The 20,944-nt window shown below is 42.9% G+C and carries 16 protein-coding genes and 1 pseudogene; 5 read left to right on the forward strand and 12 right to left on the reverse strand.

What is annotated here, in order from left to right; genetic code table 11:
- Nucleotides 1–16 precede the first annotated feature (16 nt).
- From BM358_RS09505 to BM358_RS09515, 3 genes are all read right to left on the reverse strand, one after another.
- Nucleotides 17–1,012 carry an ABC transporter permease gene (locus BM358_RS09505; RefSeq protein ID WP_023989544.1) on the reverse strand — a complete coding sequence of 332 codons (996 nt, stop codon included), beginning with the start codon at nucleotides 1,010–1,012 and terminating at the stop codon, nucleotides 17–19.
- Nucleotides 1,013–1,246: 234 nt separating this feature from the next.
- The gene (locus tag BM358_RS09510) at nucleotides 1,247–2,023 is read right to left on the reverse strand and encodes an NAD-dependent epimerase/dehydratase family protein (RefSeq protein ID WP_028540428.1); all 777 of its coding nucleotides are present in this window, start codon (nucleotides 2,021–2,023) and stop codon (nucleotides 1,247–1,249) included.
- 229 nt (nucleotides 2,024–2,252) lie between these two features.
- Complete coding sequence (locus BM358_RS09515; RefSeq protein ID WP_028540427.1) at nucleotides 2,253–3,140, reverse strand: DMT family transporter; 888 nt, start codon at nucleotides 3,138–3,140, stop codon at nucleotides 2,253–2,255.
- A gap of 217 nt (nucleotides 3,141–3,357) precedes the next feature.
- Here BM358_RS09515 and BM358_RS09520 point away from each other — a divergent pair, with 217 nt between their 5' ends.
- Complete coding sequence (locus BM358_RS09520) at nucleotides 3,358–4,107, forward strand: YdcF family protein (RefSeq protein WP_028540426.1); 750 nt, start codon at nucleotides 3,358–3,360, stop codon at nucleotides 4,105–4,107.
- A gap of 102 nt (nucleotides 4,108–4,209) precedes the next feature.
- Here the strand turns inward: BM358_RS09520 and BM358_RS09525 are convergent, their stop codons facing one another.
- Nucleotides 4,210–4,671 carry a 2-thiouracil desulfurase family protein gene (locus BM358_RS09525; protein ID WP_023989548.1) on the reverse strand — a complete coding sequence of 154 codons (462 nt, stop codon included), beginning with the start codon at nucleotides 4,669–4,671 and terminating at the stop codon, nucleotides 4,210–4,212.
- 250 nt (nucleotides 4,672–4,921) lie between these two features.
- A pseudogene (locus tag BM358_RS26755) lies at nucleotides 4,922–5,011 on the reverse strand (RNA polymerase subunit sigma-70); the annotation flags it as partial.
- 230 nt (nucleotides 5,012–5,241) lie between these two features.
- Between BM358_RS26755 and BM358_RS09530 the strand changes: the two are divergent.
- Both BM358_RS09530 and BM358_RS09535 read left to right on the forward strand, forming a co-directional pair.
- On the forward strand, nucleotides 5,242–5,871 hold the full coding sequence (locus BM358_RS09530) for a TetR/AcrR family transcriptional regulator (protein ID WP_023989549.1): 630 nt from the start codon (nucleotides 5,242–5,244) through the stop codon (nucleotides 5,869–5,871).
- Nucleotides 5,868–6,842, forward strand: coding sequence for an alpha/beta hydrolase (locus BM358_RS09535; protein ID WP_028540425.1), 975 nt, complete (start codon nucleotides 5,868–5,870; stop codon nucleotides 6,840–6,842). The genes BM358_RS09530 and BM358_RS09535 overlap by 4 nt, the downstream gene beginning before the upstream one ends.
- 600 nt (nucleotides 6,843–7,442) lie before the next feature.
- On the opposite strand, the gene sigK is transcribed toward BM358_RS09535, so the two are convergent.
- Both sigK and BM358_RS09550 read right to left on the reverse strand, forming a co-directional pair.
- Nucleotides 7,443–8,144: an RNA polymerase sporulation sigma factor SigK gene (sigK, locus tag BM358_RS09540; RefSeq protein ID WP_013311218.1), complete on the reverse strand. Its 702-nt coding sequence runs from the start codon at nucleotides 8,142–8,144 to the stop codon at nucleotides 7,443–7,445.
- Nucleotides 8,145–8,426: 282 nt separating this feature from the next.
- Nucleotides 8,427–8,756: a hypothetical protein gene (locus BM358_RS09550; protein WP_226887735.1), complete on the reverse strand. Its 330-nt coding sequence runs from the start codon at nucleotides 8,754–8,756 to the stop codon at nucleotides 8,427–8,429.
- A 146-nt stretch (nucleotides 8,757–8,902) separates the two neighbouring features.
- Between BM358_RS09550 and BM358_RS09555 the strand changes: the two genes are divergently transcribed.
- Nucleotides 8,903–9,412 carry a discoidin domain-containing protein gene (locus BM358_RS09555; RefSeq protein ID WP_023989553.1) on the forward strand — a complete coding sequence of 170 codons (510 nt, stop codon included), beginning with the start codon at nucleotides 8,903–8,905 and terminating at the stop codon, nucleotides 9,410–9,412.
- 55 nt (nucleotides 9,413–9,467) lie between these two features.
- Here BM358_RS09555 and BM358_RS09560 read toward each other — a convergent pair whose 3' ends face one another.
- From BM358_RS09560 to BM358_RS09575, 4 genes are all read right to left on the reverse strand, one after another.
- Nucleotides 9,468–14,054 (reverse strand): fibronectin type III domain-containing protein, encoded by a 4,587-nt coding sequence (locus tag BM358_RS09560; RefSeq protein WP_028540423.1) that lies wholly within the window; start codon nucleotides 14,052–14,054, stop codon nucleotides 9,468–9,470.
- Nucleotides 14,055–14,247: 193 nt separating this feature from the next.
- On the reverse strand, nucleotides 14,248–15,126 hold the full coding sequence (locus tag BM358_RS09565) for a hypothetical protein (protein ID WP_028540422.1): 879 nt from the start codon (nucleotides 15,124–15,126) through the stop codon (nucleotides 14,248–14,250).
- A gap of 210 nt (nucleotides 15,127–15,336) precedes the next feature.
- Entirely contained in the window at nucleotides 15,337–16,806 is a 1,470-nt protein-coding gene (locus BM358_RS09570) for a transthyretin-like family protein (RefSeq protein WP_023989556.1), read from the reverse strand.
- Nucleotides 16,807–17,078: 272 nt separating this feature from the next.
- Nucleotides 17,079–18,560, reverse strand: a complete 1,482-nt coding sequence (locus tag BM358_RS09575; protein ID WP_028540421.1) for an Ig-like domain-containing protein — start codon at nucleotides 18,558–18,560, stop codon at nucleotides 17,079–17,081.
- A 307-nt stretch (nucleotides 18,561–18,867) separates the two neighbouring features.
- Between BM358_RS09575 and BM358_RS09580 the strand changes: the two genes are divergently transcribed.
- Nucleotides 18,868–19,356, forward strand: coding sequence for a hypothetical protein (locus tag BM358_RS09580; protein ID WP_023989558.1), 489 nt, complete (start codon nucleotides 18,868–18,870; stop codon nucleotides 19,354–19,356).
- A gap of 115 nt (nucleotides 19,357–19,471) precedes the next feature.
- Here BM358_RS09580 and BM358_RS09585 read toward each other — a convergent pair.
- Nucleotides 19,472–20,832, reverse strand: a protein-coding gene (locus BM358_RS09585; RefSeq protein ID WP_091002014.1) for an IS1182 family transposase whose coding sequence is annotated in 2 segments (ribosomal slippage) — nucleotides 19,472–20,265 and nucleotides 20,265–20,832 — 1,362 coding nt in all. Because the reading frame shifts where the segments join, the coding sequence is not laid out codon by codon here.
- Nucleotides 20,833–20,944 lie beyond the last annotated feature (112 nt).

A 20,944-nucleotide genomic window follows, 5' to 3' on the forward strand; every position in this document is an offset into this window, starting at 1 on the left:
GTTTGGGTCCTCCTTTCTAGAATAAGGCATACTCGTCGTTCAACTTGCGGATGATATAGTTCACGGTCATGATCAGTACAAAGCCGAACAATGATTGGTATACGCCTGCCGCCGAAGCCATCCCCACATCAAAAGTTACTTTCAGCGAACGGTACACATAAGTGTCCAAAATATCCGTCGTATTGTACAGCACCCCATTGTTTCCGATTAACTGATAGAAAAGATCAAATTGTCCTTTCATAATACTACCAAGCGCAAACAACAGCAGCACAACGAATGTCGATTTGAGCATAGGAACGGTAATGTACCAGATTCGTTGAAAAATGTTGGCCCCATCCATTTTAGCTGCCTCATAATATTCGTCACTGATACCTGTAATCGCTGCTAGATAGATCACCATACTGTAGCCGAGATTTTTCCATAAATAGAACAGGATAATCAGGAAAATCCATACCCATGGTTTGTTGTATACATCCACGCGTTCACCACCAAATTGCAGCAGCAGCGTATTCAGGAAACCATTATCATAATTAAATATGTTATACACGATAACACTTAGAATAACGAAAGAAACAAAATAAGGCAGGAACATCACGGATTGAGCGATCTTTTTAAAGTAGCGGCCTCGCAGCTCATTCAGCAAAATAGCGAGAACAATCGCTAGCACGTTACCGAGTAAAATAAACGCTGCATTGTATCCGACCGTATTCAATGTCAGTTTTGTCAGCGTGCCGGATTGCCATAGAAAGCGAAAATTTTGGAGTCCGACGAACTTGGCATCAAACAGGCTGGTATTAAAGTCGAACTGGGTAAATGCATAATAAATACCCACCATAGGAATGTAGGAATTAATGAAGAAAAAAATTAAAGTGGGCAACAACATCAAAAATAATACCCGATTGCGGAACAGTTCATAGAAGAACCCGTGTTTCCTACCCGTTCCCAGCCTCTTACCGTTCAGGCGGGAATCCGTTGTAAGCATTGCAGAATTTTTGGGCATAGGCTGATTCAATGTGAGTCACTCCCCCTCTGTATACGTTACCGACAGCAAGGTTTGTAGCACCGCCGTCGTATAACTATATATTATGTAAGCGCATTCAAAATGAAAAGTGAAGCCTCTCATGCTTCATGAACAAAGGAGTGTCCTGAGGAGTGAACAATTCGGATATTTGTGAAGTTTTGTGTAATATGAGGCGTCTAATCGACGCCTTAAGCCTATTCATAAAGCATATTTGAACGATCTAATCTACTCCTTTTGCCCACCCTGGAATGTGGTTTCATCCTGTTTTACCCAAAATCCGATTTTCTTTGCCTGCTCCAGCAGCTCGGCGGCGTTATCCTGCGGCTTATATCCGATTTGTTCTTCCAAGTAGCCAATGTCATAATAATTATCCGTATTGGCTGACGTACCGTACAAATTAAGATAACTCATCTCCGGACGAGCTTCGATACAGCAGACGGTCAGACGGATCATATCGCGATCAGAGATCCAAATATGAGCGGCGCGCTCCGAATGGGGCCGATCATCTCCAGGAAAATTTCCGATACGGATATTCATTGAAGATATTTTGCCCTGATCGGCATACAGCCGGCCTAACAGTTCAATGTAGCACTTACTCAATCCATAAAAACTGTCGGGTCGGTAGGGATCTTCTACATCTATGCTTTCGCCTACTTTATAAAACCCTGTGGCATGATTGGAACTGGCAAAAACAATGCGTTTTACCCCATTTTTCACCGCAGCTTCATACAGCTTGTAGGCTCCACTAACATTGCCAGACAGCACTTTGCCGAGGAAATCCCCTTCATCCTTGATCCATGCAAAATGCAGTACCGTATCCACTCCGCGTGTAAGCTCAGCCAGTCGTGCAGCATCATGTATATCCATTTCCACAATCCCTGCCTCTTCATCCCTCTTCACATCAGCAGCGATTATTTCATATTTACCTTCCGCTTTTAGCCCTTCATACAATACTTTCCCAATTGTACCTGCTGCACCTGTAATCAACAATTTTCGTGCCATCGTCCGCATCTCCCTTCTTTGCTTGGTTGTATGCTGTCATCCATATCATAATCTTAACCAACTCCCCAGGGAGGAAACCCCTTAAACTCTCGAATTAGGCAGGTCAAAGCCCACGTTGCTGTGTCTCCTGTCGGCATATAAAAAGGGACCCTGCTACTGTGCAAGAGTCCCTTGTTGTTACTATAGTTTCAAGTTCTATCTTTCAATCTCTTGGTTTCAACTACTACGCTCAAGCTTGTCGTACTACTCTCGCTCTGCGATTAACCAAATAAATGCTAAGCCCGATTAAGATTAACCCGATAAGCAGGAAAGCCGTAATCGCTTCGCCCAGCACCAACGAGCTGACAAACACCGAGATCACAGGCACCAAAAACGTATAAGACGCAACCTTACTCGCATCCCCTGAATTAACAAGTGTGAAATACAGCAACCAGGAAAGTGAAATTCCCAACACCGTGCCGAATATCAGCCCTGACACATACGGGACATTCCATACGATATCCGACCAGTTTTCCGTCACCGTTCCAGCTCCCGTCAGCACGATGCCTCCCAGTGTACATTGGAATGCAACCAGCCACAGCGAATCCACACGCTGGTTTACCTTTTTCACATATACCGTTCCCAATGCCCAGCTCACGGCTGTAATAATGGCGATGATTACACCTGCCACAGCCACATGCCCTGAAAATCCGCCTACACTGACAGCTGCAACGCCCAAAAATCCGATGATCAATCCAATCACCTTGAGTCTGGACATCGCTTCCCCTAGCCACATCCATGCAAAAATACCGACCAACACAGGCTGGAGATATACCAGCACAGAAAACAAGCCGGAGGGGACGTACATCAGTCCCACTGTTTGCAGGCCATAAAACAGTACCACGTTAAAAATACCTGAAATAGCATACACCCGCCAATTTTCTTTCCAACGAATGCGATTCCATCTCGGTACTAAAATTGCTCCTAATAGCAGACCGCCCAGCAGTGTACGTAGCCCTGCAAACAACAATGGAGGTGTGAATTCCAATGCCACTTTATAAATGGGCCAAGAAATGCCCCATAATACAACCAGCAGCGCGATCATCATTATCCGCTTGGCTGTCGTTAACTCTCCCATGACGCTCTCGCTCCTCTATGAAAAAAATCACTAGACTTTATATACTACGCCTACAGAACAACTTTATCAAACAAAAAATATGTATTGGAAAGCTCCACCTTTCATGCCCGCTTGTTCATCGAGGTATGTCTTCGGACAGAGGAATCCAGTCATTTTCCTATGTTACAATATACCAAAAAGATAGATAAAGCTTATAAGGATAGGAGGTTGTCTGCACTTGATTTATATCATCAAATTTTTGTACAGCTTTGTGCTCCCTCCCGGTTTGTTCATCCTGGTGATGGCAGGGCTCGTGATCTGGCTATGGAAAAGGGCACGTATACCTGCGGTCGTATTGCTTCTTGTCACATTGCTGCTGTATGTTTCCTCGACCAATTTGGCTGGAGATTTGTTAATCAGTAGCCTGGAAAAACAGTACCCACAACCCCGTACCGTTCAAGGCGATGTCATTGTCGTACTTGGGGGCGGAGCCACACAGGGAACCCCCGACATCAATGGACAAGGCAATCTGCTAGGATCTGCGGCTAATCGACTGCTCACTGCGGCCCGACTGCACGAAGCAACAGGCTTACCCATTCTTTTCTCCGGCGGGCAAGTGTTTGGAGACAGTGGTAATGAAGCAAATATTGCGCAGAGGCAGCTACTAGGACTCGGTATTCCGGCAAAGGACATTCTGATCGAAAACCGTTCTTTGAACACACAGCAAAATGCCGTATATACATCGCAAATTTTGGGAAAACATCAACTCACTAGACCTGTTCTGGTGACCTCCGCTTTCCATATGCCACGTGCTGCACTGGAATTTCAGCGTGCAGGCATGCAGGTCATAGCTTATCCTACCGACTATCTGGCAAGTGAAAAGCTGGCACTGTATGCTGGCAAGCTCTCGCCGTCTGCTGGGGCCATGTCTACAACCGGAACAGCCCTCAAGGAATACCTAGGAATTCTTGCATTAAAGCTTAAATAATGTGATGTCTAATTGTATAGCGGCACACAGCACAAACAAGCGTCTTGCGCTCGCAGGTATAAGCCTGTAAGCTAGCAAGGCGCTTGATCTACCATTTCATATTTAATCCAAGAAAATATCCGATATTTGTTCTTCCGATATGACCTTAAAGCCTTCCTTTTTTAACAAAGCCGAGGTTACCCCGTTACCTGCTATTTTACGGTTTTCGAATGACCCATTATATATTGCTGCTGATCCGCAGGACGGGCTATTTTCTTTTAAAACAACAAATTTTGCGTTAACCTCTCTGGCTATATTCAGGGCTTCGTACGCACCTCTAATGTACATATCGCTGACATCGTTGCCTGAAAACTCGACCACCTTGGCTGTGCCGTTCAGCACATCCTCCCCTGTCCCTCCAACAATCTCAGCAGGCTCTCTCGGAGTCACAAAGCCCCCCAAAAGCTCAGGACAGATTGTCATAGCCTTCTTTTCCTCTACCAACTTCTGAATATGTACATCCAGGCTATCCGTCCCGTTATATCGTACCTTCATGCCCGCCAAACACGAACTTACCAGAATCATTAGTTCCACCTCATATCCATTGCATTCACTATTAAGTAGTTAAAGTATAAACAAATTTTCTCGTAGAGTCATCGTGCGAAAATTTAGACTCGCCACTACGTCCGCGTTCCGTAAGGTTATTCGTCCAGCTGATGTCATAATCATGATCCTGCGCTCTACCCATACCCTTTTGAATTCTGTTCGAAATACAAGTAATGAAAAAAGGCCCTGATTAGGGCCTTCAAATACTGCGGGAGTTCAACGGATCTCCTTTGTCATTTATCCCTTCTGTTTGACTTTCAATGGCCTTGATCAGTCCGATGGTACCGAAGGATATGAGGTCCTCCAAATCTTCACTGGTTTATCAAATTTAAGGAAGGCGGAACGTGTACTCATCCAAAATAACCTGATAAAAACAAGCCGGAGGCGCATGTTGGGCAGCACTACGGCTTAATTTTATTGTTGAGGTTCACCCTGCTCGTAAGTAAGATAAATTCACTCTTGCTATAAGTCGTAATTTAAGATATATTATTAATTAAATAATCAATCATTTAATTAATAAAAGTTTAGTTTAGAGAGAGGGGAATACATTTGGCAAGACCCATCAATGAAGAAAAAAGACTGGAGCGGCGTAAACGTATCCTAGAAGAAGCTGTTGTCCTGTTCGCAGAAAGTGGATATTCTAATACCACAACGGCAATCATTGCGCAGAGTGTAGGAGTGACTCCTGGAACCATTTTTCAATATTTCCCTAGCAAAGAAGCTTTATACTACGCCGCTGTTCTTGAGCCGCTTGCTGATATTCAGGCGAAATCGCTTGCTTGTCTACAACAAGAGGAGACGCCGGGCGTATTGATTAAGAACATGGTGGCAGAACAATTCAACCATATCTACTTCTATATAAATGAATTGCGGCTTGTTCAATCTGTCTTAGGACAACGAATAAGATTCCCTGAACTTACACAGAAGGTCCTTGAAAGTATAAAGGTAATGACAGATGCGATCGAATGCGTCTATGCCAAGGGACAGTTAATGGGAGAATTCAACAAAAGCTTTTCTCCAGCAATGATCTCTCGTGCCTATATCTCTTTCTTAAATGGAGTGGGCTTAACTCTTGCAGAAAGTATTATTCATCATCCCGAGTGGGAAAATCTGAAGGGGCATGCCTTTTATTTGTTCGCACCCATACAACCTAAAGAAAAACTGGAGGAGTCTGAATGAGTCAGGCATCATTACAACCCGATCTGACATTTAACGTTCGTGTAAAAAAACGAAAGAAAATTTTATGGAGCCTAGGGATCGTGCTTTTGCTTGTGATGGCTCTTATATTTTTTATATCTTATAAAGTAGTAGACACCTTGTTGCACCATCCTAGAGACACTAATGTCAGCTACGGATTGAATATCGATAAAACTCCCTACGAAGAGGTCGAGTTCAAGAGTTTGAAAAATGATAATACGATTAGAGGCTCCTTCTTTCCTGCAAGTGGTCTTTCTAGTAAAGAAAGTAATAAGACGATTATTGTCGTCCATGGATATACGAGCAATCGTTTAGTCAAAGGGCGGACCCAAAAGTTAGTAGAGCATTTCGTTCCGAAAGGCTACAATGTATTGGCATTTGACCTCAGCTCACAAGGTAAATCCGATGGTGATTTGATTACACTGGGCCTCAATGAAAAATACGATTTGCTAGGAGCTGTAAGCTATTTAAAATCGAGAGACCATACGGGTGATAACATTGGAGTTATTGGCTTTTCAATGGGTGCTGCTACTACTTTGCTGGCCGCAAATGAAAATGATGACATCAAAGCCGTAATTGCAGATAGTCCTTTTCGTAATGCTGGTCTATTTCTGAGAGAGGGTTTGCCCTTCTTTTCAGGTTTACCTGCGTTTCCATTCAGTTATACATCGACATGGATGGCAAGTTGGGCCTTTAAGGTTGATCTTGATTCCATATCTCCTATGGATGCGGTAAAAAAGATGAAAGACAAGCCAGTTATGCTTATTCATGGTACTGGAGATCAGCAAATTAGTTATAAAAATACAGAAATTATTTACGAGTCCTTAAAAGATAACCCAAAAGCAGAAGTATGGTACCCGCAAAATACGGAGCACATCGATGCCATCAACCATTACCCCACTGAATATTTCAAAAGAGTAGATCGCTTTTTGGATGAGTATGTAGGAAAATAAATTCAATCCAAGAGAGCCAACTAGCGAAGGAGCTTGTCCTGATGAAGTGAAAATACCCAATATATCAAGCATTTTTATCCTGTAGTGTAGAAAAACACTACAGGCTTTTATTTGCGTTTTAAATGAAAATACATAGCAAAATAGTTATTATTTAAGCGAAAAAAAACAGTGTACGAGTACTGAGCATGTTGATAAAAACAAAAAGACAAGCGTATGCTGTTCACTGGTCAGGAGAAGATCCTTTTTAGAGATCATTTGAACAAAGACCCGGAATCGAATTAATGAACTAGAAAACAACGCGTTCTCTACATGAGCAACAAAGAATAGTTCATCTGATATTTCCCATCTTGACAGTATTAAAGATATTCGGGAATTAAAGCTTATTGAACGAGTAACCACACTTATAGAAAAATTGCCTAGCGCTTTTCAGCGTAAAGGAGCAGTTGTTTTTATAGGATAGCCTTATATAAGAATATTGGATGGGCAGAGGGGGATGCAATTTAAACACGCCTCTGAAAAGAAGCAAGTAATTGAACTATGAAAAAGACCTAAAAAGGCCCTGTTAAGGGCCTCAAGCGGCTTCATATATCTCCTTATCCATTACCCCTTCTGCTTGTAAAATTCATGGTACAGCTTCATTAATGCACGCTTTTCAATGCGGGACACATACGAACGCGAAATCCCCAGCTCTCTGGCAATTTCCCGCTGTGTTCGTTCCTCTCCTCCGGCTTCCAGGCCGAAACGGCCAATCACCACTTCTTTTTCACGCTCATCTAAAATATCCAGGTTGCGATAGATTTTACTCTTCTCGATTTTGAGTTGTACTTTATCTACAATATCGTCCGCCTCGGTGCCGAGGATATCAATCAAAGTAATCTCGTTGCCTTCCTTATCAGTCCCTATAGGATCGTGGAGTGATACGTCTTTGCGTGTTTTTTTCAGAGATCGCAAATGCATCAGGATTTCATTTTCTATACAACGGGCTGCAAATGTTGCCAGCTTGGTGCCTTTCCCGGTCTGAAAGCTTTCAATGGCCTTGATCAGTCCGATGGTGCCGATGGATATAAGATCCTCCAAATCTTCGCCGGTGTTATCGAATTTTTTCACAATATGGGCCACCAGCCGTAGGTTATGCTCAATGAGTGTGTTACGGGAGTGTGCATTGCCTTCGGCAAACAGCTTTAGGTGTCGAGCTTCCTCTTTCTCAGTCAATGGCTGCGGAAAGGCGTTGTTTTTCACGTAGGAAACGAGTAGCGTCAATTCCTTGATGAACAGAGCGATAGCGCTAAATAGTCCGGGCACGGATGACACCTCCTGAGGTAGTTGCGAACTTACCGGCCTTTGTTACTTACCGGGCTTGCGGTCTGTTTATTGTATGTAGGCAGGTGCCCATCCGTGCCTGTACTCCGAAAACTGCTCCGTAACAATTTGCCGGATATCTTTCTGGAGCAACCTCCAATACTTAATTCGAAGCATAGAGATCTCTTCGACACAAATCAACGCACTCCATATAGCCAGAGGAAAACCCGGGATACGCTTTACATTATTCATCACTTGGTTTCCCCATTTTCTTTCAGTAGAGTATTAACTTCTTTCTAGATATGACAATGGAAGTGGCGAATAGACCATTGTATCTCCATCTTCATCTCGTTTTAAAATAATAGCAAACTCAGCACCATTACTTTCATCGCCTCTTGGCAACGGAAATATCATAGCCGGACAACGCAACTCATAATTATGAGGAAATTCTTTTCGAAAGTTCTCTAAAGCATAATTCAGAATCGCATCTATTTTGTCGGTAAGCACATTAAATCCACCTATTACAAAATCATTATATTCTTGGGAAGCGGTGTACTTCTCAAATAATTTTCTTTTATATTCCTCAACAGTACTAAAACAAACTTCCCAATCCAAAGGGAAAATGCCATCTCCCAAATAATAAGTGTATAACTAGTATGCATTCCATCATCAAGGAATATATTCATAGAGAGTTTCATATAAATGATATGAATCAACCTTTTCGACACATTCAAAAATTAAACTTAAGGAGGAATTTCAACATGGCAAAATTCAGTCAAAATCCAGACGACTATACTTTTTCCGTGGATCCTGTTGTTATAGCAGAGGAAAATGTTTCAACGAACGGAGATTCTAAAAATACTTTTCCGAAAAATGTTTTAATCGATAATAATCTATATTGGGAAAGTAGTTTAAGCGGTAAAGGTGGAGAAATCATCTTCAAATTAGATACAGGTAAGACGATCAATGATATTCTTTTAGCTCAACCATCTTCTCGAGCTTTTATACTTTCATTTTCTTTTTACGGCTCTAATGACGGAGAAAATTGGTTTAGGTTAGGTGAAGTCGAAGCTTTGCCAACCACTGCAAAAACAACCTATCAATTTAGTAATGAGATTCCTTTTTCATATTATAAAATAACTGTACTTTCATCTGGGATGAGTAGTACAACCTCCTATTATGGTATACGATATATTCAGCTAAAAACCGCACTCATTAATGGTGTTCCTGCCTACAGAGCATCCAATATAAACCCCGCTATTGCGGAATAAGTTAAGTTAGTACACACAAAAAAAGGGGCTGGCCAACGCCGCCCCTTGATTCGTTCTATTTCATTTGAAGCATGTTATAAATCATCTCAGCCGCTTCCGCACGTGTGACCTCCTGCTTGGCCCGAAAGCTACCATCTGGATATCCTTGTACTAAATTTATCTCCGTTAGACCAAGTACATCCTTTCTGGCCCACTCGACAATTTGAGAGGAATCCGAGTATGCACTGCTTTCTTGCTGTGGTGTAGCCTTGATAATGTTATTCACCATTTTAGCCGCCTGCTCACGGTTAATGACCCGATCTGGGCCAAATTCTCTATTACTAAACCCGCGAGCGACCTGATCTTTAATCGCCGTTTTGAGAAGATCAACGTACCACGCCGATGGATTGATATCCTCGAAACCTAAAGTCACATCTGTTTCGAGCGGTAATTTCAAGGAACGGACCAGCATAGAAGTGAACTCCATACGCGTTACAGGTCTGTTCGGCTCAAACAGCGTGTGGGTTATTCCCTTTACTATACCCAAATCGGCAAGCACATTTATTTTTTCTTTATTAAATATCCGATCAATGTCACTAAAATGATTTGGCTTCTTCTCAACGGTTGAATCCTGAATGTGCTCTGTTTCTATCGGTTCCTTTATAACAGGCTGAATCGGTTTTACACTCTCCGCCCCTCCTGCTCCGCCACCTACGTCCACAGTATTACCCGTTGTTTTTCCATGCGCTTGTTTTGCCTCTGTGCGTTTTCCTTGACTATTTTCTGCCCAAAGTTGAACTGTATACAACTGCTTCTCTTTAAGTTGTCTCCAGATATAGCTTCGATCCTTACCACGATATAGCTCTGTTCCTCCTTCACTGGCAAGGACGAAAATATCATTCTCATGGTCTGATTCCCAATGGATGATAAATTCACTATTCGTTGTTTCCGTCTTCAAAAACGCAAACGCTGGAGACGGCAGCGTCTCGACCTGACCTTCTGTCTGCTTACCTTCACCACTTGTGTTCACTGGCTTAATGGTAATACGATACACTGTAGAACTGTCCAATCCATCTACTTTAAATTCATGGGTGGACGTATGACCGATAAGCACCTCGTTTTGGTAGACATTGTAAGCATCTGCACCCGAAGCTTCTTTCCACGTAACAACCAAATCGGTATCTGTTACTTCTTTCACTGTCAATCTATTGTCTGGTATTTGACCTGGCAAAGCGCGGAGCGTAAAGGGAGCTATATTACCTACCCCCGTTGTATTCACGGCCTGTATACCAAACGAGTAAATCATACCAGGCTGGATATCTGAAAGCTTAATATGGGCATCTCTGGTGTTAAAAACTTCCCCCGTATCTTTACGGGTTACAGTATATTGAGAAGAGCTCTTGATTTCATCCCAGCTCAGTGAAATCTGGCCACCCTCAAGTTCTGTAACATTAACATTTTGTACTTCAGGAGGAAGTGTCAGCAGCTCACCCAACGCTGGCTGGCTGAAACCACTACTGTTCCCACTGCTCACTTGAAAATCATAGTTTCTCCCACCTGTTAAACCAGATACAACCACACGTGGTTCCGTACTATAATAATTTTGACCGTTGATCGTTACCTTATATTGAGTTGCCCCATCAACCGGGGCCCATATCAATGTGGCATCGTGCTCGCGAACATCTTCAGCTGCAAGTTGCACAGCCGAATCAGGTAGTGTTAATGCCTTGATAGATGTATCTTTACCCGTGCCACTTCGATTGTAGGCTCGTATTTTAATATTGGCAGATCTACCAGCAGGCAAGCCCTCAAACGTATAAGAATGGATACCACGCGCAACCCGCACCTTCGGTTCATCGTTAACATTCAAGATGTATCCTTCAGCCCCCTGCACATCCTGCCACGAAACACCGATAGCATACACATCCTTCGTCACACTCGATAATGTCGTTACTCGATCAGGTAAAGTGATAACTCCCAGATGGGCATAGTCTCCGAATCCTGTTGCATTTTCAGCGGAAACGTTATAACCATACTCTGTTCCCGCCTGAAGATCAGTATCGGTGAATTCTGTATACACATCGTTATAAACCGATACTTCGTCACGTTCTAGGGCGTAGTAGGTGGCAGTGATTACAGAATTCCACTTCAAGTCGATTCCATCTTCTCTTACAGTTACATTCCGAAATCCGTTCGGGCTGTCTGGTAGACTTAAAAAAGATACATGCTTTGCTGTACCCTCTCCAGTGTCATTAATAGCTGATACAGAAACATCGTAATATTTACCAGGCTTCATTCCCGTAATTGGATTATACACATCCTGTGTAACCGTATCCTTAAATATGATTTCTCCCGTACTTACGTCTGCTGCTGTAATATTATATTTGTTAGCTGATGAGACTGGCGTAAAGTCAGCCATGATTTCTGCAGAATGACGAGAGACAGGTCGTAACTGGACATGCTCAGGGGCATCAGGTAACGTTAATATATGGACTCGATTGGAATAGGCATTGCCTCCTACATGATTACTAGAACGGACTTCATATTCGTATTGCCGTCCTCCTTGTAGCCCTCTATCTGTAAAAGAATTTGTCGGATGCGTAACATCCCAAACCTCATTAGTTGTTAGATTTCGGACTGTATAAACGTAACCATTATCAAGACCAGACGGGAGAGTCCACTGCAAATCAGCTTCTGTATTTCGTATGGATGTCGCAGAGAGCACAACCGACTGGGGCTGCCTTTGAATGCGAAGTGCACTGCTGACCGTTTCATAAATGTTACCCACCCTGTCTTTGACCTTGGCATGAACATACCATTCACCTTCATCTGAAAGATCCATCTGGATTGTTGTATCGGCTGAAGCATCCCAGTTTTCTGGTGAATCAGGGCTGTTCGTGATTTTATACTGCATTGTGGATGACTCAATCCCCGAATGCTGATCGGCATATCGTATCCTCACATGAATATGGGTATCTTTCCATTCACGCGAATCCGGCGTCAGTTGAATCGTCGGTGGTTCCAAATCAATATAAGATATTGCGGATACTGGATCACTTCGATTCCCAGCTGCATCTACAGCTTGAGCAGTCAATTTTACGATACCCGAACCATTTAATATTCCAGACGAACCAGACACATAGGTGCCAGAACCCAATTGATATTCATAATGTACTGCTGTAGTATCCGTCGCACCCGATAGAGTAAACTGCACTGGCTTATTGGTATATCCGGTAGGTATCGTCACCTCGGAAAACGTAACTTTCGGAGGCGTTGGCTTGGTTCGATCAATCATGACCGATTGAGTCACGATTGGACTAGACACGTCGAGATTATTGATCGTCCGCGCTGATAATTCGTAAATCCCTTCTGCATTTAATGTAAAAGTACCCTTGTAGGTCAACCACTCCCCTGATGGAATCAAGCGATACTGTGTCATCTTAATTCCATTTGTAAGGTCACTTCCTGAATCAATGGTAATATTCACATCATGGTTCGTTGGGCCTGTTTCACTAGCCCGGATGACAGGAGCAGTCGGTCCCTTTTTATCAATGGTGACTTCTTTGCTTACTTCTTGGCTCACATTACCGACGCCGTCAATGGAGCGTGCATGTACCGTGCTTTTGCCATCTTTATTCACATGAAACACTCCATCATAGTCCTGCCAATCTTGATTCACAACGCCCGTCAAACGAAATTGAGTATGGGCTAGTCCAGAATAATCGTCTGTTCCCGATTGTAATGAAATCGTATAGTCATTACTGTTTCCCGTTGCGTTTAGGATGGGTGGAGTTGGTGACATCTTGTCTATTCGGACATTCCCGGAAGAAAGACCACTATACTGGTTATTCACGTCTACTGTCCGGGCATAGATCGTATTTACACCGTGATCATATACAGTAAAGGGACCTGTGTATGGCTGGAATGCTCCTCCATTCAGGCTATATTCATAGTATTTTAGCCCTTCAGGAGCCACGTCCCCATTTATCCACACGGTTACGGGTTCTTTGGTCCATCCTGTAATCGCTTGTCCCTCTGTACCTGCATGGATCTGAGGTGGTTTAGGCATTAGGTCCGATTTGGGAATAACACGGATTCCAAACTTGGATATTTCATTGCTTGTCTGTTGGTTAGTTCCCATCGCTCTGAAATATCGAACATCCCTTAATGTAATAGAGTCGGTGATATCTATCCATTTTCCCTGGTAAAATCTATCGGCATAGAATTTCGTTACATTAGTCCATGTGTATAAGTTCGTTCCGTTAGGCCTCCAACTGTCGCCTGCTGCGTTATTAGATGTATATATATCAGTATGATACGACCCTTCAATGTAAACAAAAATTCTATAATCAGAAGTCTTAATAGATCTTCCAATATCAATAAAACGATTTGTCGGCTGCGTAGTACCATCACATTTATACCTGGCCGAACCCATGCCAGTGTATACTTCCGTTGCTCCTATCCCACTTCCTGACCAAGAGCCCCAACTGTCGCCTCCACCCGGCAAATTATTTTGGCAAAAAGGTCCTCCCATGATCTCCTGAGTAGCAGCTGATACCCTTTCCGGAAATATGGGAATTATCGTTAATAGTAGGACTACAGCCAAAAATCCGTACACCCACTTCCTATACTTCCTTACCTTTCGCTTATTTTTTCGATACATACACTTCTCCTTACTTTATTTTATTTTCAAAGAGTTTTACAAACTCGCTTCGGATAAAATAGAAAAAGCACCTCAAACGAAGGCGTTAATGCCTAAGTTTGAGGTGCTTCCTCTATATCACGAGTATGTTTTGAAGCTATTATACTTCGTTCCAAGCAAGTTGTAAACAGAACTGACAAATTATTTGAAAGTGTTAATGGACCTGAACGCCTAAGTTCCGAAAAAATCCTCGCATATTCTGCATGTAAGAATCCTGAGTAGCGGAAGATTCCTTAAGAAGATTTTGCATACTGTTCATAAAAGCAGAAGCTGATGTCGTATCCGCTTTGTCAAACCGATTGTTTAGCGGTGTGTTATTGAGCAACTCTGCGTTCTGTCCCGTACGTTCCTTGTATTTCTCAATCCAATCGGGATGTTGAGGAACCTTTTGCGCAAAATTTAACAGTTGGCTCAGCCCATTTCCTCCACCTTTAATATCATTCATGTACGCAGTATATTTTTGAGGATCAACCTGCTTCATCACTTCCGACAGCTTGACATAATCCTCAGGAGCACCTGACGGACGATCTATTGGAGTCGTGTAGCTAATATCTCCGGTCTCTGGATCAGTGGATCGTGTCAAAGCAATACTAGCAATCTGGTTCATGGTTTCCAGAAACTCTTTGGCCTTGTCGCCTTCCATGTAATGATCGGCAATATACTTGGATTGAGTAACTCCCATCTCCAGCAGCACAGCTCGTTGACTCTCATCCGTTACTGTTCCGTCGACGATAAAATTAGATTCAATCATACTGTACACTGCATTAGACACTTCTTCTGGCTGACCTTCCAAAACCCGGTTTAATGAATCATTGATCTGTGTTGTACCGAAATACTTGGTAGCCTGTGATACAATAGCTCCTTCCGCCAACTGTCTACCGGCTTCACTAATCTCCACGGAGTCTTGAACTACCACTCTGGAGACCTGTTCTTCATGAAGCTGGGGTGGTGGAGCTTGCTTGCTTGTCGGATTGATCCGTAAGCTACTTGCATTAAGAATCGCTTGCTGTGCTCTAAGAGGTCCAAAATTCATTCTATTTCCTCCTGTCATGTTTGTAACAGGCAATCTAAGGCGTATGTATAGTGTAATGTGACCCTGTTTCTATATATATCGGACAAAGCATATATGGAATGAACATATGCTTTGTCCTAAAATTGAACAAATATTGAAACGAACTACTTTTGTTTCAGATATAAAATATTCAAGCAACAAGTTACCTTAAGTGTTAGCTTAACCCGTCCATCAGCCGCCATAAATACTATAGGCAAAGTGATATACAATATCTGTGTCTATAATCGAAGTACCTGACACCTGAACGGCTACCCCTGATAGATCATAGTAGTGTGTAAAACTGATGGCTCCAGACAGGTATTCCGCTATACTTCCAGTGGAAGATGGCAGGGAAAGAGTCACACTAAAGGCTCCATTCTGGTCCGTATAAGCTGTGCCTGTACGAGTACGATTTCCGCTGCTTTCAGTCCAGTTCTGATTCAACCAAGTCACATCAACAGGCGCATTTGCCACTGGATAACCATCAGTTGTCTTAACTACCCCCTTCACGGTAAGGTTGCTGCGTTGATTAACCCGATAATGACGACCATATGAGTAGTTCGGATAATCATTAGGACCATTAACAGAATCATAGCCGGTAATTTCAATTTTGCCAGCCCGAAGCACTGGCTTCAGTGTAAGTGTGTATAAATGATTGGGTGAATACTGATTGGTTGTGTACACTCGCACATAGTAGGTTCCTGTATTTAAGCTGACATTATGGTTCGTTTGCGGCAAAAGCGCCATTTGGTTTCCTGTAAGAGCTCCGTAGACTTCCGCTTTGTAGCCATAACCGTCCGAAACACTATCAAGCTTTACGTTCAAAGCATCATAATTGCGGCTGGCAGGGATCGTAACTTGGTACCAGTCATTATCAATGCCTGAATGAATGGAGCGTGAATTAAGCGATGAACCGCCCGTACTAAAGGTAAAGTTATAGGCATGGAAAGCACTCTCATCTGGTTCATATGCATCGTAGCTGGAGCTTGTATCGACCGTTAGATAGAAAGGATCATTGATGCTGGAACCCTTTTTGGCATGAACAGCAATCGCATATGCCTTTTCATATCCGGTAGCGTTACGGGTTCCTACGTTCTCAGGAAGTGAGGCAGCCCCCTGTTCATAATTGTTAAAATAAGTACCATAGGTGGATGCGTCAATGGCATTAGGATTAATGTCACCTGTCGTCATATCAAACTCATATAAGTATAAGTCATAGTCAAGCTGGGCTGAAAATGGACCATCCAACTGGGACTGCAACAATTCACCAGGCTGCAAATAGATCGGATATAAAAATTGTGTGCCTCCCTCTTGCGTAATCGTACCGGAATACGTAGCAGAGGAAACTGTGGCTGATGCAGCCATTGGGTTTGCCTTCAGCGAAGAAATGGGTTCCCTTTTCAATGATGTTGTCTCTGGTGTCTTGAAGTTGAGATTTTCTTGCATGACATAAACCGAAGACGTAACGTTGTCTGGCTTGTCTGCTCGCGTTAAACGCTTAATCACGTCTTCATTTCCAGTTGTTAGCTGAATATCGGATTCCACTTTAATCGCTTGATCCGATGTAGCCTCCGTACTTTCACTCGCATTCGCAGTCATTCCGAAAGCAAACAGGAGCATCATGCTTAACATAACTGCAATAGCCTTTTTGAACCTCTTCATACTGAAATCCCCTCTCAAATAGTTTAAGGAATTCCCGCTATCCCCGGATAAACCAGGGTGATTTCTAGGCTGTATGGCTCTATCATAAATCATCTTTGGTTCTATTGGAATATATTATGCAAAACAATTTCTATTTGTAATCTACGAAAACAAGACCATTTTCTTATTCTTGGTGAATAAACATGAAAAGTCGCCCTTTCAGAAATGGGAAGCCTCAGCTAACCATTCAAAAAAAGCGACTCTCATGAATCAAAACTACATTAAAGCATATCTTAATTTCTCAAGCTATAAGCAAACAGATAAACAATGTCCGTCGCACTAATCGAAGTTCCATCGACCTGAGCGGCAACTCCTGTAAGATCATAGTAGTGTGTGGAACCAATTTCACTTATATAATCTACATTTTTTCCTGTCGATTGTGGAAGAGAAAGGGTCACACTGAATTTACCGCTATCATCGGTGTACGTAGAAGCCGTTCTCGTACGGTTACCGCTGCTCTCGGTCCAGTTCTTATCCAGCCATACGACCGTGACAGGAGCATTGGGAACCAGTTGACCATCTGTTGTTTTCACAACACCGTTCACGATCAGACTGCTGCCTCCGTTAATACGATAATGACGACCGTAAGAATATGTCGGATAATCATAATAGCCATTGGAGTTATAGCCGGTAATTTCAATTTTGCCAGCTCGAAGCACTGGTTTAATCGATAGTGTATACAAATGGTCGGCTGAATACTGACTTGTGCTGTGCACTCGTACATAGTAGATCCCTGTGTTTAGGGTAACATTATGATTGGTTTGCGGTAGAAGCACCATTTGATTGCCAGTAAGAGCTGCATATACTTCCGCTTTGTACCCATAGCTTTCCGAAGTGCTGTCCAGCTTCACATTTAATGCATCATAATTACGACTGGCCGGCACTGTAACTTGATACCAATCGTTGTCTTTAGCGGAATGGATGGTGCGGAAGTTAATCGAGGAGCCTTTGTCGTTAACCGTAAAATTATAAGCATGAAAGGCACTGTCATCGGGCTCATAGGCATCATAGTTGGAGCTTACAGCTACAGTTAAATAGAAAAGGTCATTGATGCTAGCCCCCTTCTTGGCATGAACCGCAAGCGCGTAAGCCTTTTCAGCTCCGATCGAGTTGCGAGCTCCTACGTTTTCAGGAAGAGAAGCAGCTCCTTGCTCATAATTGTTAACATAAGTCCCGTAGTTGGAAACATCTATTGGATTGGAATTAATATCGCCTGTCGCCATATCAAACTCATACAGGTATAAGTCATAGTCAAGCTGGGCTGAAAATGGACCATCCAACTGAGCCTGTAACAATTCACCCGGCTGCAAATAGATCGGATATAAAAACTGTGTGCCTCCCTCTTCTGTAATCGTACCGGAATATGTAGCAGTGGACGCTGTCGCTACGGTCGCTGCGGCTTTAGATGATACTGAGTTTGCACTGGCTTTGAGCGAAGGGGTAACTCTCTTTTTCAATACAGATTTCTGTGGTGTCGCCAAGTTAATATTTTCTGTAATGGTGTACACCGAATCTGTGATACTGGCAGGCTTGTCCGCGCGTGTTAATTGTTCAATAACACTTTCCTTATCAGTTGTTAGCTGCACATTGGAAACTGCTTGAATCGTTTGATCCGTCTTCACCTCTGGGCTTGTACTCGCGTTCGCCGTCATACCGAATGAAAGCAGGAGCATTGAGCTTAGTGTAACTGAAACCACCTTTTTAAATTTTTGCATACTGAAATCTCCTCTCAAATGTATTAAAAAAAATCAACCATTCTCCAAATATATACAGGGAAATTCTAGGATGTCCTTTTCTATCATAAAGTAATTCTGGTTCAAATGGAATATACTTCTTAAAACATTCTTATTTGTAATTCCATGTGAATAGGTTTAGGTTAATCAACTTAATTTTGACACTATTTTACCATAAAAATCCTACCATTCTCTTATTTATACGATATAATCAAATAATATGGATAGTTCTTTAAGACTATTAAATAAATCGAATTACCCATAACATACATAAAAAAGGGGAATACAGATGAAAAAACTTAGCGTGTTTATGTTAGTATTATGTTGCTTCTCCATTTTGGCAGCCTGCTCTACCGATCCGATAAAAAAAGATTTAATCACGTATGTAAATGATGGAATGCTTCCTTTGGCACAAGATGAAAAAGCAGTTACTGATAAGTATGAAGCTGTGACTGGAGATAACTTTACAGATGATGTTACACTATATAATGCTTTAAAAGACGATATCATCCCGGAATACACCAAATTTGTTGATAAGTTAGAAGCTGTAAAGACGGAAACTCCTGAGGTAAGAGCCGTCCACGAAACCTACATCAAGGCCGCTAGTACTCAAAAGGAAGCCTTCATTAAGATGCTCGATGCGTTGGATAAACAGGATCTGAACTTAGTCAATGAAAGTAACACCAAGCTCAGCGAAGGTAGAAAGCTATTCAGAGATTTTGGTGAACAAGTCAACACACTTGCTAAAGAGCATGATGTGGAGATGAATAAGAAATAAATAAAAAACTCCCTTTATGGGAGTTTTTTCAGATTGTCGAGAAACCCCGTCTTTTTGAGACGTGGGTTTCTTTTTCCTTACACCATAATGGTCTGGTATCTGGAAAAACGGGGTGTTACCCCTGTTTTTCTAGGCGATCCAGGTGGATCGCCATCTTCTTCATGTTCTGCACGGCTGCCGTCATGAGGGCTTGTTCCCTGACGTTCGGAAGTCCGCGCAAACGGCAATAGCGAAACCCATGGAGCTCTTTGGCATCCGCGAAGCTTCGCTCAATCGTCTCTTTTCGTTTGCGGTATAGCTGTTTCCCGGATGGGCTCAGCCGGTTGCTTCGCACCCACTCTTTGCTGTCTTCCCAGACATGTCGAGTCACCACTTTGCGGTGGTTTTGAGACTGGGTACACTGGCCCAGTAGCGGGCAATGCTGGCACTGAGCTGGGTCAGAGGCATACTGCCTGTATCCCTTACGGTCCGTCGTTCGGTAGGGCAGTTCCTGTTGGGCCGGGCATCTATACACATTGCGTTTGGCATCGTATTCAAACTTCCATTTTGGAAACAGTCCTTGTCTGGGATGGAATCTTCGGTGAGCAATCACGGCAAAAATCTTTCGGTTTTGTAAACCTCGACAAATCGGCGTCGTTAAATAACCGGAGTCTAGCGCCACGGCTTCTACTTGAAAACCAAAACGTTCTCTTTGGCGGTCCAAACGGGACAAATAGGGGATGGAATCATGTACATTTCCCGGTGTCACATGCACATCGGTAATGAGATTGTACTTCATATCCACCGTTCGGTGGTCCAGATAGAAGAAGCCTTCGGGCTTGCCATCACGGATCATATAGCCGCTGTCCGGGTCGGTTTTGCTTACTTTTATTTCTTTTTCTTCGTTCACTTCCTCTCGAGATTTTAATGCTTTTTTCCGTGGTTTCTCCGGTCCTCCTTCACCGCTTCGTTAAGCTCGTCCATATACTCTTTGGTATTCTGCAATACTTCCTCTTTGGTGTACTGATGTTTGTTAGCATTGGCCTTGAGGTGGGTGGAATCGGTCATGAGAACACGCCCGCCCACCATTCGGTGAGAGATCGCCTGCAACACAATTTCATCGAAGATATCTTGAAAGATCGTGGTGTCTTTAAAGCGAGTGCGGCGATTCCAGCTAATCGTCGTATGGTCCGGTACTTTATCGGTTAAGCCCAGCCCCAGGAACCAACGATAAGCCAAGTTCGTCTGGATTTCTCGCTCGAGTTGCCGTTCTGAGCGAATGCCATAGAAATAACCGAGAAAGATCATTTTAAACAATACGGTAGGATCAATGGCAGGACGCCCATTGTCCGCACAATACAGCGGGCTTACCTTCTCATGAATAAAGGAGAAGTCTATATATGTATCCACTTTGCGAAGCAAATGATCTTGCGGCACCAGTTCTTCCAGGGAAACCAATTCAAAGGATTGTTGTTTGTCTCGATAAGATCGCAGCATACCAACACCGTCCGTTCTACAATAGTTACCTATATTATACAACATTAACGCGCTGTCGTCTTAAACAAAATCAACATAAAAATAGCTGTCGAGACTTTCTCGACAGCCTGAA

Source organism: Paenibacillus sp. cl130 (genome assembly GCF_900116035.1).
Lineage (GTDB): Bacteria > Bacillota > Bacilli > Paenibacillales > Paenibacillaceae > Paenibacillus > Paenibacillus polymyxa_B.